At 69.5% G+C, this 15,184-nt stretch carries 14 protein-coding genes; 1 reads left to right on the top strand and 13 read right to left on the bottom strand.

The features are described 5' to 3' along the window. Positions 1-6: 6 nt before the first annotated feature. From PV646_RS16705 to PV646_RS16715, 3 genes are read right to left on the bottom strand one after another with little or no spacing between them, the layout of a single operon-like run. The gene (locus PV646_RS16705) at positions 7-483 is read right to left on the bottom strand and encodes a nuclear transport factor 2 family protein (protein WP_500342789.1); all 477 of its coding nucleotides are present in this window, start codon (positions 481-483) and stop codon (positions 7-9) included. Next, the gene (locus tag PV646_RS16710) at positions 480-2,183 is read right to left on the bottom strand and encodes a CocE/NonD family hydrolase (protein ID WP_500342790.1); all 1,704 of its coding nucleotides are present in this window, start codon (positions 2,181-2,183) and stop codon (positions 480-482) included. The genes PV646_RS16705 and PV646_RS16710 overlap by 4 nt, the downstream gene beginning before the upstream one ends. Beyond that, a complete protein-coding gene (locus PV646_RS16715; RefSeq protein WP_500342791.1) occupies positions 2,180-3,292 on the bottom strand; it encodes an FAD-dependent oxidoreductase in 1,113 nt (370 codons plus the stop codon). The genes PV646_RS16710 and PV646_RS16715 overlap by 4 nt, the downstream gene beginning before the upstream one ends. A 109-nt stretch (positions 3,293-3,401) precedes the next feature. Between PV646_RS16715 and PV646_RS16720 the strand changes: the two genes are divergently transcribed. After that, positions 3,402-4,307 carry a LysR family transcriptional regulator gene (locus PV646_RS16720; protein WP_500342793.1) on the top strand — a complete coding sequence of 302 codons (906 nt, stop codon included), beginning with the start codon at positions 3,402-3,404 and terminating at the stop codon, positions 4,305-4,307. Here PV646_RS16720 and PV646_RS16725 read toward each other — a convergent pair. The 10 genes from PV646_RS16725 to PV646_RS16770 form a co-directional block, all read right to left on the bottom strand. Continuing rightward, positions 4,285-4,905, bottom strand: a complete 621-nt coding sequence (locus PV646_RS16725; protein WP_500342795.1) for a DedA family protein — start codon at positions 4,903-4,905, stop codon at positions 4,285-4,287. The genes PV646_RS16720 and PV646_RS16725 overlap by 23 nt on opposite strands. After that, positions 4,902-5,801, bottom strand: a complete 900-nt coding sequence (locus tag PV646_RS16730) for a PDR/VanB family oxidoreductase (RefSeq protein ID WP_500342797.1) — start codon at positions 5,799-5,801, stop codon at positions 4,902-4,904. Before PV646_RS16730 ends, PV646_RS16725 begins: the two co-directional genes overlap by 4 nt. Beyond that, entirely contained in the window at positions 5,794-6,576 is a 783-nt protein-coding gene (locus PV646_RS16735; RefSeq protein WP_500342798.1) for an MOSC domain-containing protein, read from the bottom strand. Before PV646_RS16735 ends, PV646_RS16730 begins: the two co-directional genes overlap by 8 nt. A gap of 168 nt (positions 6,577-6,744) precedes the next feature. After that, positions 6,745-7,890, bottom strand: coding sequence for a hypothetical protein (locus tag PV646_RS16740; RefSeq protein WP_500342799.1), 1,146 nt, complete (start codon positions 7,888-7,890; stop codon positions 6,745-6,747). Between the two features lie 39 nt (positions 7,891-7,929). Next, complete coding sequence (locus PV646_RS16745) at positions 7,930-8,766, bottom strand: SGNH/GDSL hydrolase family protein (RefSeq protein ID WP_500342801.1); 837 nt, start codon at positions 8,764-8,766, stop codon at positions 7,930-7,932. Positions 8,767-8,784: 18 nt separating this feature from the next. After that, positions 8,785-9,582: a rhamnogalacturonan acetylesterase gene (locus tag PV646_RS16750; protein WP_500342802.1), complete on the bottom strand. Its 798-nt coding sequence runs from the start codon at positions 9,580-9,582 to the stop codon at positions 8,785-8,787. A 54-nt stretch (positions 9,583-9,636) separates the two neighbouring features. Further along, the gene (locus PV646_RS16755; protein WP_500342804.1) at positions 9,637-11,076 is read right to left on the bottom strand and encodes a family 43 glycosylhydrolase; all 1,440 of its coding nucleotides are present in this window, start codon (positions 11,074-11,076) and stop codon (positions 9,637-9,639) included. A 10-nt stretch (positions 11,077-11,086) separates the two neighbouring features. Continuing rightward, complete coding sequence (locus tag PV646_RS16760; RefSeq protein WP_500342806.1) at positions 11,087-12,250, bottom strand: arabinan endo-1,5-alpha-L-arabinosidase; 1,164 nt, start codon at positions 12,248-12,250, stop codon at positions 11,087-11,089. 49 nt (positions 12,251-12,299) lie between these two features. Next, positions 12,300-13,739, bottom strand: coding sequence for a family 43 glycosylhydrolase (locus PV646_RS16765; RefSeq protein WP_500342807.1), 1,440 nt, complete (start codon positions 13,737-13,739; stop codon positions 12,300-12,302). A gap of 11 nt (positions 13,740-13,750) precedes the next feature. After that, entirely contained in the window at positions 13,751-15,121 is a 1,371-nt protein-coding gene (locus PV646_RS16770; RefSeq protein ID WP_500342808.1) for a glycoside hydrolase family 43 protein, read from the bottom strand. Positions 15,122-15,184: the final 63 nt, after the last annotated feature.

Raw genomic sequence — 15,184 nt, forward strand, 5'->3', positions numbered from 1 at the left:
CGGCGGTCAGGACGTGCGTGCGGCGGCGAGTGCGTAGACGTCCGGAGACCCTTCCCACGGCCAGGTGCGCTGCACGGCCCAGTGGGTGATCAGCCAGCGTCCGCCGGTCCTGCTCAGCCTCAGCTGCCAGTACCCGCGCATCGTGCAGTGGTCGACGACGCCGGGATCTGCGAGGACGTGGTGGTAGGCGACCACGTGCGCACGGCATTCGGCGTCGTCGCCCGACAGTCGCAACTTCAGGTTCGAGGTCGAGTGGTGGGTGCTGTCGAAGCCGTCGAGTGTGCTGCTCGCCAAAGCGGTCAGGTCGGCGGCCGCCATCGTGGCCGGTGGCCTGCCGAAGTGGTGGGTCGACAGGTCCAGCAGCACCTCGTCGGCGAGCAGCAGCCGCAGTGCGTCCCAGTCCCGGTCGTCCTGGGCGTGGGCGAGGCCGGTGACGACGTCGGTGACGGCCGCCCGGTCGGTCAGTTCCTGGAGTGTGCTCACGTGTGCGCCTCCGTGCGTTCGATCAACGGCAGCACCAGCCGGCTCGGGTGTGCGGGCCCGTGGTGGACCCGGTTCACCGCGACGGCCGGGGTGTCGGTGGTGATCGTTCCGCCGGTGTTGGTGTTGCGGTCGTAGCGGGGGAAGTTGCTGCTGGAGACCTCGAGCCGGATGCGGTGTCCCGGCAGGAAGACGTTCGACGTGACGCCCATGTCGACGGTCAGCTCGTACACGGTGCCGGGCTCGAGGAACGCCGGGGCGGTGAGCGAGTCGCGGTAGCGGGCGCGCTGGATGCCCTCGCAGAGCAGGATCGCCCTGCCGTCGGGGTGCACGTCGACGAGCTTGCCGGTGAAGTCGGTGTCCGGTGCGGACGACGAGGCGTGCAGCACGAGGGTGACGTGACCGGTCACCTCGACCGGGGCGTCGAGGACGGCGCTGGTGAAGCACAGCACGTCGTCCCGCGTCTCGACCGCCGCCTGGTCGGCAGGACCGGGGTAGCCGGTCAGCACCGTGCCGCCCAGGGTCGGCACCGGACGGTCGGGGTCGTAGAGGAACGTGTCCGCGGCGTCGGCCGGCACGGCGTCGCGCGTCAGGACCCCGTCGCCCGCGACCGTGTTGGCGCGGCCGTCCCCGCCCAGGAAGACGTCGGTGTAGCTGGTGTCCGGCAAGGGCCAGTCCTCCTCGTCGCGCCACCGGTCGATGCCCATCACGAAGATCCGCACGCGGTGGGTGTCGCCGGCCCGGCCGTGCACCCAGCGGTCGAAGAAGCGCAGGTGCTCCCCGGTGACGTCGGCGGCCTTGATGCTGCCGCCGAGCCCGAAGGACCGGTCCGGGAACGTGCCGAGGTCCATGCCGTCGGGATGGGCCCAGGGACCGATGACGAGCCGCTGGCCGTCCCTCGCCGCCTCGCTGCCGCCGTGGTCTCGCATGGTCCGGTAGGACCGCACGGTCTCGCCGATGAACACGTCGTACCAGCCACCGATCTGGAGCGCTGGAACCGTGATGTCGCCGCAGCGGTCGATCGCGGCGACCTCCTGCCAGAACGCGTCCCGTTCGGGATGGCCGAGCACGTCGCCGAACCACGGCAGGGAGCGTGTGATGGCGTCCCGCCCGGTGAGCAGTGGACCGGGATCTTCCAAAGTGGACAGAAGTGCCGCCGCGTCGCCGTTACCGCCTGCCCTGCGCAGATTGCGCAGAGCCGACAGCGTGCTCCACGTGAGCACCGTGTCCTCGGAAAGCGCGCCGCCGGGGGAGTACCACGGTGCGCGGTACAGGTCGGCGGAGCTCATCGCGGGCGCGATCGCGCGCAACGCCGGTGGCGCGTCCACGGCCGCAAGCCATTGCGTGAAGCCCATGTAGGACCCGCCCCACATGCCGATTCTGCCGTCGCACCAGGGCTGTTCACTCAGCCACGTCAGGGTGTCCGCGCCGTCACGACCCTCGTGGGTGCCCGGCACGAACGTCCCGGGTGATCGGGAGGTGCCGCGCACGTCCTGGGCCACGACCGCATAACCGGCCCCCACGAACGCGAACACGTCCGGCAGCTTCGGGTTGCCGAACGTGCCGGCGTCGTCCTTGCCGTACGGGGTGCGGAGCAGCAGCGCCGGGAACGGCCCGGGGCCATCGGGACGCCACACGTTGGTGGCCAGGGAGATGCCGTCGCGCATCGGCACGGCGACATCCACGTTCACGATGAAACTCATGCCCGCACCTGGTCGTTCTGGGACGTGAGCATCCAGTGGCTGAACGCGGCGTAGTGCCGCGCGAAGTCCTTCGGCGTGGGAGAGTGCTCGACCGCCGCGGACAGCTCCGCGACGCGGGTGTACCGCGGGATTCGGTCGGCCTGGTAGTTCTCCAGTGCGGCGGCCACGTCGCTCGCGGAGCCGATCAGGTGGCCGAGCAGGGCGGCGTCCTCGATGCCCAGCGTCGCGCCCGCGGTGATGTGCGGCGACATGGCGTGCGCCGAGTCCCCGGCCAGCGCGACGCGGGCGGAGACCCAGTGCGGCAACGGGGGCACGAGCATGATCTGGTTGTGCAGGATCAGTTCCTCCGGCGTCGCCGCGATCAACTGGGCCAGCACTCCGCCCTCGCCCTCTTCGAGGTGGTGGGCGCGTTCCAGCGACTGGTCCCTGCGGGTGCCGGTCAGCGGCGGTGACTTGAACTGGTTCACCAGCCAGTAGACGTTGCCGTCGTGGGTGCGCACGTACCCGCCCCGGCACCCGTTGGTGCCCAGGATCAGGCGGTTGCCGGGCACCTCGATGCCGTCGGCCGGGACGACCGCGCGCCACACGTGGTGGCCGGGGTGTTCCTGTGCAGGCGTGCCGGGCACCAGTTGTGCGCGCACGGCGGAGTACGCCCCGTCCGCCCCGACGAGCAGATCGGCCTTCTCGGTGCTGCCGTCGCTCAGCCGGACGGTGACGCCGTCCGCGTGTTCCTCGTACGCGCCGAACCCGGTGTCGAGCCGGATGTTCTCGCGTCCCACGGCGTCGGCGAGCAGGTCGAGCAGTTTGGCGCGGTGGACCAGGAGATACCGGTGGTCCTCGACGCCGAACTCGGGACTCTTCAGCAACGTCCCGGCGGGGTCGTGGAAGTACATCTCGCTGGGTTTGCCGATGGCGCGCACCTGCTCGCCGACGCCGAGGTCGTCGAACACCGCCAGCGCGTTGGCCCAGAGCCCCAGCCCGGCTCCGGCGGCGCGGATCTCCGGTGCCTGCTCGCAGACCACCACGTCGATCCCGGCCCGGCGCAGGGCGAGTCCCGTCGTCAGCCCCACGATTCCGGCGCCGATCACCACGGCCCGAGTCACAGTCATGTCCTTGTCCTCCAACGATTTCTTCTCTCGACCTCGACCCTAGGAGCGAGGGTCGATTAACTCCAGTGCAACTCTGGTACTTGAGGATTGCGGATGTGATAATCCGCGAGTGGACTACATCGATCTGAACCTGATCGAGGCGTTGGACGCGTTGCTCGCGGAGAACAGCGTCACCAAGGCCGCGGCCCGGCTGCACACCTCGGCCCCCGCCATGAGCCGGGCGCTGGCCCGGCTGCGACGGGCCTTCGACGACCCGTTGCTCGTGCGCGCAGGGCGTGATCTCGTGCCCACCCCACGTGCTCTGGAACTGCGCGGCGAGGTGCACGCGATCGCGTCACGGGCACGGGCGTTGTTCGCGCCGTCCACGACGGCCGATCCGCGGACCGCGGTGCGCGTGTTCGACCTGCAGGTCACGGACATGCTGTCCACGACGTTCATCCCGTCGCTGATCGACGATCTGAGGGAGCAGGCCCCAGGGATCTCGCTGCGCCTGCGGCCGGAAACCCTGGAGGACGTCCCCGCGCTGCGGGAAGGCCTGGTGGACCTGGAGATCGGCAACATCCGCCCCGGCGACTCGGAGATCCACTCGGAAGAGCTGGTCACCGAGACGCTGATCGGCGCGGTGCGGCGGAGTCACCCCCTCGCCAAGGTCAAAGTCGTGACACCGCAACGGTTCGCTGACGCCGACCACATCGTCGTGTCCCGGCGCGGCCGGGCCGAGGGCCCGATCGACGAGCAACTGGCGGAGCTGGGCCTGACCCGGCGGGTCGCGGCCGTGGTGCCCACGTTCGCGAGCGCGCTCTTCATCGCCTCCGAGACCGACGTCGTCTGCGTCGCCCCGGCCAGGCTGGCGCGGAGGATGCTGGACACGCTCGGGCTGCGCACGTTCCCGATCCCGGTCGCGCTGCCGTCCGTGACGGCCGGCATGGCGTGGCATCCGCGCAACCACCACGACCGCACGCACCAGCTGCTGCGCGAGCGCGCCCGTCACATCATGGCCGCGGCTGCTCGGTGACGGCGTTCCCGCGGTGGCGCAAGCGGCGCACGAACTCGATGAACCCCGTCACGACGAGCGCGAGCCCGATGCCGACGGCGATCGCGAGCAGGGTGTTCTCCTGGAACAGCACGCCTCCGAGATAGCCGGTGAGCGCGGTGTAGGCGCTCCAGGACGCGGTGGCGAACGCGACGAACAGCACGTACTTGCGCAGGGGGAAGCCGACGAGCCCGGTGGACAGGGTGGCCAGGTACCGCCCGACCGGGATGAACCGCGTCGTCACCAGGATGAAGCCGCCGCGGGCGTCGAGCTCGCGGGCGAACCAGTCGTGCGCCGCGCGGCGTTTACTGCCGGGCGGGAGCCGTTTGAGCAGGCGTGCGTCGAACAACCTGCCTGCCGTGTAGGGGACCAGGTCGCCGAGGAAGGCGCCGAGCGTGGTGGCGGCGATGACGAGCACGATGTCGGTCTGCCCGGTCGCGGCGTAGACGCCCGCGATGATCACGACGGGTTCGCTCGGGATCAGGGGCAGGAACGAGTCCAGGAAGGACACCGCGATCAGCACGGCGTAGAGCCAGGGCGAGGAGATGAGCGATTCGGCGAGCCGCAGCCAGTCGATCACGAGGGGTCCTTTCGGGAGTGGTCGTGGGGCCCGACGACGATCTCGGGCGACGCGGGGCGCGACACGCAGGCGAGCACGGAGTCGTGCTCCGCCTCGCCGTCGAGGACCGCGAGACGGCAGGTACCGCAGACGCCGGCCTCGCAGGACGACTCGACGGGAACACCGTTGCGGCGCAGGGCCTCGAGCAGCGAGAGATGAGCGGGAACCTCGACCCGCAGGCCGGTGGGAGCCCAGACGGCCGTGAACGGCGAGAAGCCGCCGGGTTCGGCCGCGAACTGCTCCGTGTGGATCCGGCTCGCGCGCCAATGAGCGGTGAGTGTGCGGACGGTGTGCATGAGCGGAGCGGGACCGCAGCAGTAGACCCGGACGTCGTCGTCCGGATCGGCCAGGTACGGCCACAGGTCGAGCAGTCCGCGCTCGTCGCTGTGATGCGCTGAGCTGGGGAACTCCTGCAGGAACGGGGTTTCCTCGGCGGACTGCGTCAGGTACAGCAGCCGCACACCGGTGTGGCCCTGGGCGCGCAACTTGCGCACCATGGCCCGGATCGGTGTGATGCCGATGCCGCCCGCGATGAACAGGTACTTCGGCGACGGGTGCAGCGGAAACCTGTTGGCCGGCTGGGACACCAGCAGTTCGGTGCCCACGGTCACGTCGTCGTGCATGCTCGCGGAACCACCCCGGCCGTCGCTGTGGCGGCGCACGCACACGACGTACTCCCGCGTGCCCGGATCGACGAGGCTGTAAGCGCGCTTGTGCCCGGCGGGCGTGCTGATCACGACGTGCGCACCGGGTTCGTGGTCCGGCAGCGAGGCTCCCCAGGGGTCGCGCAGGACGAAACGGCGGACCGTCGGCGTGAGGTCGGTCGTCTCACTGACCCGCAGGCGCAGCTCAGACAACGACCTCACCGCCCCTGCGCACGACTCCGGCGGTCAGGACCTCCAGGTAGATCCCCATGAACTGGTGCCCGTAGGCCTGCTGGAGCAGGCGCACCACCGGCAGGTCGCGCCTGCCCGTTCCAGGGCCGACCTCGGTCGCGGCGCAGCGCCTGGTCTGGCGCACGGCCCGGACGCGCACACCGTCGAGGTCGAACTCCGTGCCGATCAGGTCCACTTCGGACCACGCGGGCAGGCCGTCGACCAGGACGTTGGCACGGAACCGCACCGGGTCGACCGTGGCGCCCGTCCGCGACTCCAGGTCGCGGACCGAGGCCAGGTTGATCACCGAGACCCAGTTCATCGGCCCGTCCCCGGCGACGGTCGCGTCGGTGAAGCGCCTGCCCGGTTCCCGCGCGAGCAGGGGAACGACCCCCGCCGGCAGGTCGAGCACGCGGGCGAAGAACCGCATCGTCGCGGCAACACCTTCGTCCGTGCTCAGATCGGCTTTCAGCACTTCGTTTCCGGCCACTCTCGCGACCAGGACATCGGTCTCAGCGTCGAAATGGGTGTCCACACCGGAAAGGCGGTGATCCGAGACGAGCGCGAAGAACTCCTGTTTGGAAAGCCCTGCCCGCGTGCCGTGGTGATATCGGCCGTCCGGCCGGGCCAGTGCGAGCACCCGGTCGTGGGGAAGACCTTCGCCCGGACGGAGTGTCACCTGGTCCAGCGGTTGTGCGCTGAGCCCTTTCACGGGATGGACGAACAGTTCCCGCACCCTGCCCCCGTTCGTCACCACGGGAGCAGGGTCTTGCGCGTGAATGTGTGGTGGTACAAGGGAATCTCGCTTTACTGTCGCCGTTCGGAATTGGCGATCGCCGTGAGCTCCCTTTCGAACCTAGGCAGGGTTCGACGTGACTACAAGTGCGTTCTCGGCAAGGGATGATTCACCCTCGCGCAATCGGCTTCACGGACACACGTTCGACGAACTGTTGTTCAAGGTGAGGTTGCGGAACGTCGTGTTGGTGCCACAAGGGTTCTCGCGCACCGACGAGTTGGTCACCGTCAGGTTCTGGACGATGATGTCGCGGTTGTTCGGGAACTCCGAGCGCGCGGCCAGCCGGATCTCACCACCACCGGTCACCGTGCCGCTCTGCGTCGCGAGGGTGACGTTGGCGCAGTTCTCGACGAGCACCGCGTTGTTGCCGGTGTTCGCGAGGTCGAGGCGGTCGATGCTCAGTCCGCCGCTCTCCGACACGCAGAAGACACCGCGGCCGCCGCCACGCGCCCGCACCGTGCCGACCCGGACGTTCGTGGGATAACCGCTGCCGATGCGCCCGTTGCGGTTGGCGGTGCGGAAGGCCGCGTATCCGGTGCCCGCGCCCGCGTTCTCCGCGTCCACCGTGCCGACGGTGGCGTTGATCGTGTCGTTGAGCAGCAGCCCGGACTCGCCGACGTTGCGCGCGGTCACCGTGCCGATCGTGAGGCCGTCCAAGCCGTAGGTCTCGACGGCGTGACTGCTCGCACCGGACACGAACGCGTTGTCGATCCTGACGTTCCGGCTGCGCACGCTGGTGTTGCCGCGGTTGTCGATGCGCACGCCCAGGCCACCGGACAGCCGCATGTCGATCTGCCCGAGCACGACGTTGTCGACGTTGCGCAGGAAGATGCCGTACAACGGGCGGCCCGTGACGCTGAGGTAGCGCACCTCGACGTCACGAGTGCCCCGGGAGTAGATCGGGGCCTGGTCGCCGGAACCGGTGCCGGTGACGTTGATCGTGCCGCAGACGTCGATGCCGGTGTAGCTGGGCAACGAGATCCGGGAGCCCGCGCTCACCGACCCGCTGCCGCGCACCAGGACCCACTGCTTCGACGTCCGTCCCGCGGTCAGGCTGTCGAGGGCGGCCTGGACGGCCGACCGCATGTCGGTGCCCGTGTAGACGGTCCGGCTGCCGTTGCGGGACGTCCACGTGCTGCCGTTGAGCACCGCTTCGGCGTTGAACGACCGGTCACCGCACGCCAGTATCTGTGGCGCCGCGGTCGCGGGGGTGAGACCGCCGAGCACGACCGCCGCGGTCACGGCCGCGCCGACGCGCCACCTGGTTGAGAACATGCCAGATCTCCTCTTCGGTGTGTGCGGCGGCGGGCCGTCTCACCTGAGGTGGTTCGACAGCGGGATGCGCTGGTCTCGCAGGGCCTTGGCCACGACCCCGGCGATCTGCCCGGCGCCGGACGCCTCGAAGTGCGTGTGGTCGTCGCAGAAGAAGGCGCCGACCGGGCCCTTGGTGTAGTCGCCGTCGTTGGGGCAGAGCTTGAGCGTGTTGTAGAGCGCGTAACTCAGCTTGTGCAGGTCGATGACCGTCACGCCGGCGGTCCTGCCCGCGTCGAACGTCTCGGTGAGGAAACCGCGGGTGGCGACGGCCGTGCTGCCGCTGCACCTGATCGCGGAGACCGGGGTCAGGAAGATCGGCGTGACGCCCCTGTCCTTCGCCGCCTTGGCCATCAGCGCGAGAAGCTCCCGGTACCGCGCGCTGCCGACGTGACGCGGGCAGTCGCGGCTGCCGTCGTTGATGCCGAACTGGACCATCAGGTAGTCACCGGCCTTCATCCCCGACGCGGGATCCAGCATGGCGAGCCAGCGCTGGTGGAACGTCCTCGGGCTGACCACGCACTCGCCCGCCGCGTCCTTGGTGCTCTGCACGTTGGACTCGTACAGCCACGTCTGGATGCTCCGCCCGGCCATCGCGCTGTTCACCACGGTGACGTCACCGGTGAAGAGCCGGCCGAACCGGTTGCCCCAGCCCACCGGGCAGGCCGTCCTCGGATCCGCCATCGTCGAGTCGCCGGCGAGCCAGACCTTGACGGCCGCGGCCTGGGTCGTCGCCGCGTCGGCAGGGGCGCACGTGGGTTCGCCGGCCGACGCAGGGCCGGTGGCGGTGAGCAGCGGCAGCACGACGAGTGCGGCCAGGGCCAGGAAGTGCTTCTTCACAGGGATCTCCAGGGTGTTTCAGGGCCAGACGATCTCGTTCGCCGGAACCGGTGCGGTGAGTCGCCGCAACGAGCCGGGCGGCAGGACGCGCTGGTCTCGCAGCGCGGTGGCGACGAGCCGGGCCACCTCGATCGCCCCGGCGGCCTGGAAGTGCGTGTTGTCCTCGACCCCGTCCGGGTAGTTGGGGTAGGGCCCGGCCGGCAGGTGCAGGAAGTACTTCTTCGTCCCCTCGACGCCCGCGCGGTTCCAGAGCACGAGACTCGACGCGGTCAGGTCGATCAGCGGCACACCCTTGGCGGCCGCCAGTTCGCGCATCGCGGCCGGGTACGCGCCGTGGGAGGGTGCGGCGGCACCGGTGCTGGTGAAGCGCCGCCGCTCGACGGACGTGACGAGCACCGGCTTCGCTCCCTTGGCCCGGCTCTTGTCGATGTACTGGGAGAGGTAGGACTTGTAGGTCGTCGACGGCTCGGTGTAGCGGGCCGGGTCCTCCTTCTTCTGGTCGTTGTGCCCGAACGAGATGAGCAAGTAGTCGCCTCGTTTGATCTTGGCCAGGATGCGGTCGAGACGGCCCAGGTCGACGAAGCTCTTCGAGCTGGCCCCGGACAGCGCCTCGTTCGCCGTGACCACACCGCCGGTGAAGAACACCGGTAGCGCCTGGCCCCACCCGGCCCGCGGAGCCAGCGCCGAGGCGTAGGTGGAGGCCGTGGAGTCTCCTGCGACGTGGACGGTGACCGGGGGCGCCGCCGCGACGGGCCCCGCCGTGGCCAGGAGGGACAGGGCCGCGGCGAGGACGACGGGGGTGCGCTTGAGGAGCATGGACTTCCCTTCGATCAGCGTGAGGACGACTGTCCGCGACGGCCACCCACCGCGTCACTCGCCCGACGGTGCGGGGAGCTGGACGCCGAGCGGGACCGGGGTGCCGAAGTTCGGTGTGCCGTCGGCGTTCCAGGTGAACTTCTGCGCGCGGGTGGACCGTTCCATGCCGCAACCGCCCGAGGCGCTGGTGTTGCCGTGGTAGACGATCCAGTCCTCGGTGCCGTCCGGCGACTTGAAGAACCCGTTGTGGGCAGGGCCGAAGACCCCGTGCTCGTCGTTGCGCTGGAACACCGGGCTGGGCGACTTCGTCCAGTGCGCGCGGTTGAGCGGGTCGGACCCGGTGAGGGTGAGCAGGCCGAGCTTGTAGTCGGGACCCCAGCAGGCGCTGGCCGAGTACACGATCATGGTGCGACCGTTGCGGTACAACGGTTCCGCGCCCTCGTTGACCGGCGCGGTCTGCCGTTCCCACGCCAGGGTGGGCTGCGAGATGGTGCGTCGTGCGCCGCTGATCGTGTACGGGTTGGACAGCGGGGTGATGGTGAGGCTCTGCGTGCCGTCCATCGCGCTGCCCATCAGGTACAGCTTCCCGTTGTGCTGCAGGATGCTCGGGTCGAGCTCCCAGGTGTTCCCCAGGTCCGCCTTGAACGTGTACGGGCCCATCGGGTCGGAGCCCGCGCTCTCCAGCACGTGCAGGCGCTGGGTGGGGTTGTAGTCCTGCACGTTCTGCCCGGCTACGTAGTAGAGGTACCAGCGGCCGTTGAGCAGGTGGAACTCCGGTGCCCACATGTTGCAGCACCCGTTGGGGCGGCCGGACAGGCTGAACACCACGGTGTCCGCCGCGCTCGACAGGCCCGCCAGCGTGCGGGACCGGCGCAGGGTGATCGTGGAGTTCCACGTCGTGGTGGCCAGGTAGTAGTAGCCGTTGTGGAACTGCAGCCACGGGTCGGGGCCGTTGCGCTTGATCGGGTTGGTGACGTTGCCGGCGGCGCCGATCTTCACCAGCTGCCACTGCTGGTTCGCGGCGCCGGTGTCGGGCCACTGGATCACCTGAGCGCCGTTGGCGGCGGAGAAGTCGAGGACGTCGACCGCCTTGCCGCTCGCCCGGTTGACCAGCCGGACGTGCCCGTCCGGTGAGTCGGCCAGCCGGAACTGCTGACCGGTGCGGCCGGCGTCCGTCGTCTGCACGAGCCCTGCCCGGTCGGCGGTCGACGCGAAGTCCAGGACCTTGCCGCTGTGCCGGGACTTCACCCGGTGGAAGCCGCCGCCGGAGTCGACGAACTGCCACTGCTGCCAGGCGCCGTCGTTGCGCGCGTACTGCGAGATCCGGGCGCCGTCCGCCGTGGACAGGTCGTAGACGTCCAACGCCTTGCCGCTGTGGCGGTTGACCAACGCGTACGACGCGCTGGTGTCCACGACGGCGGCGGACGCCACCGCCGGCACGGTCAAGCCGCACAGCAGGACGACCGCGGCAGCCAGCTTGCCGATCGAGGTCATGGTCTTCTCCTCAGCGCAGGACCGGCCAGCCGGCCGAGTCGTAGGCCAGCAGGTTGATGCCGAGCCGCGACGCGCCGCTGTCGGTGTAGTAGTGGTAGACGAGGACGTCGCCGTCGACATCGGCGAGCACGTCCTGGTGCCCGGGCCCGTGCACGCTGCCCTGACCGGCGAGGATCTCCGTGCCGCCGCCGGACGTCAGGGCGGTGCCGTTGCGGTCGACGTACGGGCCGGTGACGCTGGAGGAGCGGCCCACCATCACCCGGTACGTGCTGGACGCGCCCCGGCAGCAGTAGTCGAACGAGACGAAGAGGTAGTAGTAGGCGCCGCGTTTGACGATGTTCGGGGCTTCGATCGGACCACCGTTCCGGCCCGCGAGGGAGCGGAGGGTCGAGTCGGACCGCAGGCCGGTCGACGGGTTGAGCGCGATCATCTTGATGCCGGACCAGAACGAGCCGAAGCTCAGCCACCAGCGGCCCTGGTCGTCCACGACGAGATCCGGATCGATGGCGTTGTAGTTGTCCGACGTCCGCGACTCGACGACCAGCCCGCGGTGGGTCCACGTGCCGGCGTTGCCGCTGGGACTCGTGGCGAGGAAGATCGCCGACCGGTTCGAGCCGAACGTCGAAGCCGAGTAGTAGAGCCAGTGCTGGCCGTTGCGATAGGACAGGTCCGGAGCCCAGAGGTTGGCGCTGCCGCCGGTGTAGGGGGTGGTCCACGACGCGCCGCCGGGGAACGCCGCACCCGCGTTGCGGAAGGTGATCCGGTCGGTGGAGGTCTTGAGCGCGATGCCGTTGCCGGTGTGCGCCACGAGGTAGCTTCCGTCGGCGCGCCGGACCGCGCTCGGGTCGTGCACGCTGATGTCACCGGTGACTCGGCCCGGCAGGGGATAGGCGTAGGTGGACGGTGGTGTCGTGATGCCGGACGCAGGTGGTGGTGTCGTGATGCCGATCGCGGGTGGTGCCGCCACGACGCCAGGCGCGGGCTGTGCCGTTGCGACGCCTGACGCAAGCTGTGCCGTTGCGACGCCTGACGCGGGCTGTGCCGCCACGACGCCAGGCGCAAGCCGTGCCGTTGCGGCACCAGACGCGGGTGGCGCCGTGGCGGCACCAGATGCCAGGACCACCGCCACGGCCAGTGCTGCTCTTCCCAGTGCTGTCTTCCTCGGAGCGGCCATGAGACACCTCGATCTCTTGGACGGAGTCGTCGCGGCGGCGGAACTCTTGTCACTCCAGGACGAACGTCGCGTCCGCCCTTCCTTGCGCGTCGGTCACGGCCTGCAGGGCGAGCAGTCCGTTGCCGGCGCGGAGGTGGCGGCCGGGGAAGTTCACCGACTCGAACGACACCGCCGAACTCGCCGCGAGGCCCGCGCGCTGCATGAAGCTGGCGTCGTTGCGGAACAGGGTGCTGCCGTCGTTGCGCTCGACCCACACCTCGTTGTTGCGGTGCCGCAGGTAGTAGCCGGGGAAGTTGGTCGACTCGAGCGAAACGGCGCCGGAGCCCGCCAGCCCGGTGACGATCCTGAACTGCGAGTCGGCCAGCGGAGACACGTTCGCCTCCATCCGCGCGCGGTATTCCCAGTGCCGGACGAAGCGGTCGGTGGCGGCGTAGGACCGGAGCCGGACCGGGGTGGCGCCGTCGGGGACCGGGATGCCGAAGTCCGGTGTGCCGTCGGCCTTGAAGTAGACCTTCTGCACGCGTGTGCGGCGGTTCGGGTCGTTGAGCGGATCGCCGCTGATGTCGCGGTAGTTGCGGTCGTGGTAGACCATGACGTCGCTGGTGCCGTCCTCGGACGCGGTGAACGAGTTGTGGCCCGGGCCGTACTGGCCGGTGGCGGCGTTGGCGGCGAAGACGGGGTTGGCGCTCTTGCTCCACGACGCCGGGTTGAGCAGGTCCGCGGTCGCCGAGGCGGTCAGCAGGCCCAGGCAGTAGTTCGCGTCGGTGGCGCTGGCCGAGTACGTCAGGAAGACCCTTCCGTTGCGCTGCAGGACCGCCGGCCCTTCGGCCACCTTGAACCCGCGGGTCTCCCAGGCGAGTGTCGGCACCACCAGCCTGGTCACCGTGCCGGTGATGGTCCACGGGTTCGCGCCCATGCGGGCGAGGTAGACGTTGGAGTTCGTGGAGATGCCCGGTTCCTGCTGCGCCCAGGTCAGGTAGCGCACGCCGTTGTGCACGAACGTCGAGGCGTCCAGGGAGAAGGTGTCCCAGGGGGTCGTGATGCGGCCGCGTTCGGTCCACGACCCGGTGAGCGGGTTGGCGCTCGAAGTCTCCAGCACGTACATCCGGATGCGCCAGATGTCGTCGGTGCGGCCCGCGGCGAAGTAGACGTACCACTTGCCGTTGATGAAGTGGATCTCCGGCGCCCAGATGTGGGCGCCCATCTCACCGCTCGAGTGCTTGCGCCAGATCACCGTCTCCTGCGCCGATGCCAGACCCTGGATCGTGGTCGCGCGGCGCAGGACGATCCGGTCGTACTCCGGCACGGTCGCGGTGAAGTAGTAGAAACCGTCGGTGTGCTTGAAGATGTGCGGGTCGGCGCGTCGTTCCGCGATCGGGTTGGTGTACCGCACCGCGGGCGTCGCACCGGCCGGTGGCACGGGCAGGCCCGCCACACAGGTCACGGCGGTGAGCACCAGCACGGCCAGGCGGAGGAGAACCGTCTTCATCGACTGTCCTTTCAGGCCAGTGGCGCGGTGACGGTGAACGACGCGTCCCCGGCGAAGGTCGAGTCCGAGGTGCGCCAGTCGACGCGCAGTTCGTTGTTCTGGTGGCGCAGGTACCGGCCGGGGTGCGAGTAGGACTCGAACGACGTGCTGCCGCCGCCAGCGAGCCCGGCCCTGCCGCAGAACGTGGCGTCACGGGCGAAAGCCGCGTCACCGGTGCCGGTGTCCAGCCGGACGCGGAAGCCGTAGTGCCGCAGGTAGCGGTCCGGGAAGTTCACCGAGCGCAACGAGTAGCAGTTCGCGTTCGCCAGCCCCGCCACGACCGTGAACGTCGCGTCCTGGCGTGTGGTGAGCGAACTGGACGAGCTCACCGGCTCGACGTACCCGAGGTTGTCGCGGTGCCGGACGTACCGGTCTGGGAGGTTGACCGACCGCAGCGACCTGGCTCCCGTGGCCACCGCCGTGCCGTCGCCGGAGTCCTCCCGCAGCACGGTGAAGTGCCGCGCGGTGCCCGACAGCGCGGTGAGCTCGGTCTTGGCGCCGAAGCTGGAGAGGTTCGTGCTGTCGGCGTAGAAGTAGCGCCGCTGGCCGTACTGGTCGAAGTAGATCCGCCAGCGGCCGTCGGGCAGCCGCACGAGCGCGGGCCCTTCGAGACCGGAGCCCCAGCCCGCCCAGTTGCCCGTGCCGACGAACGTCCACGGCCCGTTCAACGACGTGGCGGTCGCGTGCTCGATGTACTTCGTGGTCTCGTTCTTGAGGAAGTTGTGGTAGGTGCCACCGACCTTGACCAGGAAGCTGTCGATGAAGTTGGCCGGGATGCCCAGTGCCACCGGGCTGCTCCACGCCGACAGGTCCGCGTTCGTCGCGGTGATCCGGTAGGGCCGGAACTGTCCCGCCGTGCCCGCCGTGGACGCGGAGAAGATCACGTGCACGCTGCCGTCGGAGTCCTTGAACCACTCCGGTGCCCACGTGCTTCCGGTGGCTCCGTTGAGTCCTACCCGGACGGTGCGCAGGAATGTCCACGTCACGTAGTCCGCGCTGCGGGCGAAGCCGATCGTGTCGCCCGTCCAGTTCGTCGTGTAGACGATGTAGTAGTAACCGTCGGTGTGCCGGATGACGCTGGGATCGCGGATCAGGCCCGACGGCGGTGTGTAGGCGTTGGCCCGGACCTGGGTGAAACCGGTCGCGTTCGCCGAGTCGTAGACGTACATGTTCGACTCGCTGCTGTTCGTGAACGCGGTCATCACGTAGTGCGGTACGGGACCGGCGGCCGTCGCCACGGGAGCGGTGGCGACGACACCCGCCCCGATGGCGAACGCGGCCGTGACAGCTGTCAGCACGCGCTTTCGGGTTGAACGGACGGCATGCGGCAGGGGGAAACGCATGGACCGGCTCCTTGCACCATTGAGAGGCTCCAGGAAGTTAGCGTTAACACTATGTGGGCATAT

It is taken from the genome of Streptomyces sp. ID05-26A (assembly GCF_033794685.1).
GTDB lineage: Bacteria > Actinomycetota > Actinomycetes > Mycobacteriales > Pseudonocardiaceae > Lentzea.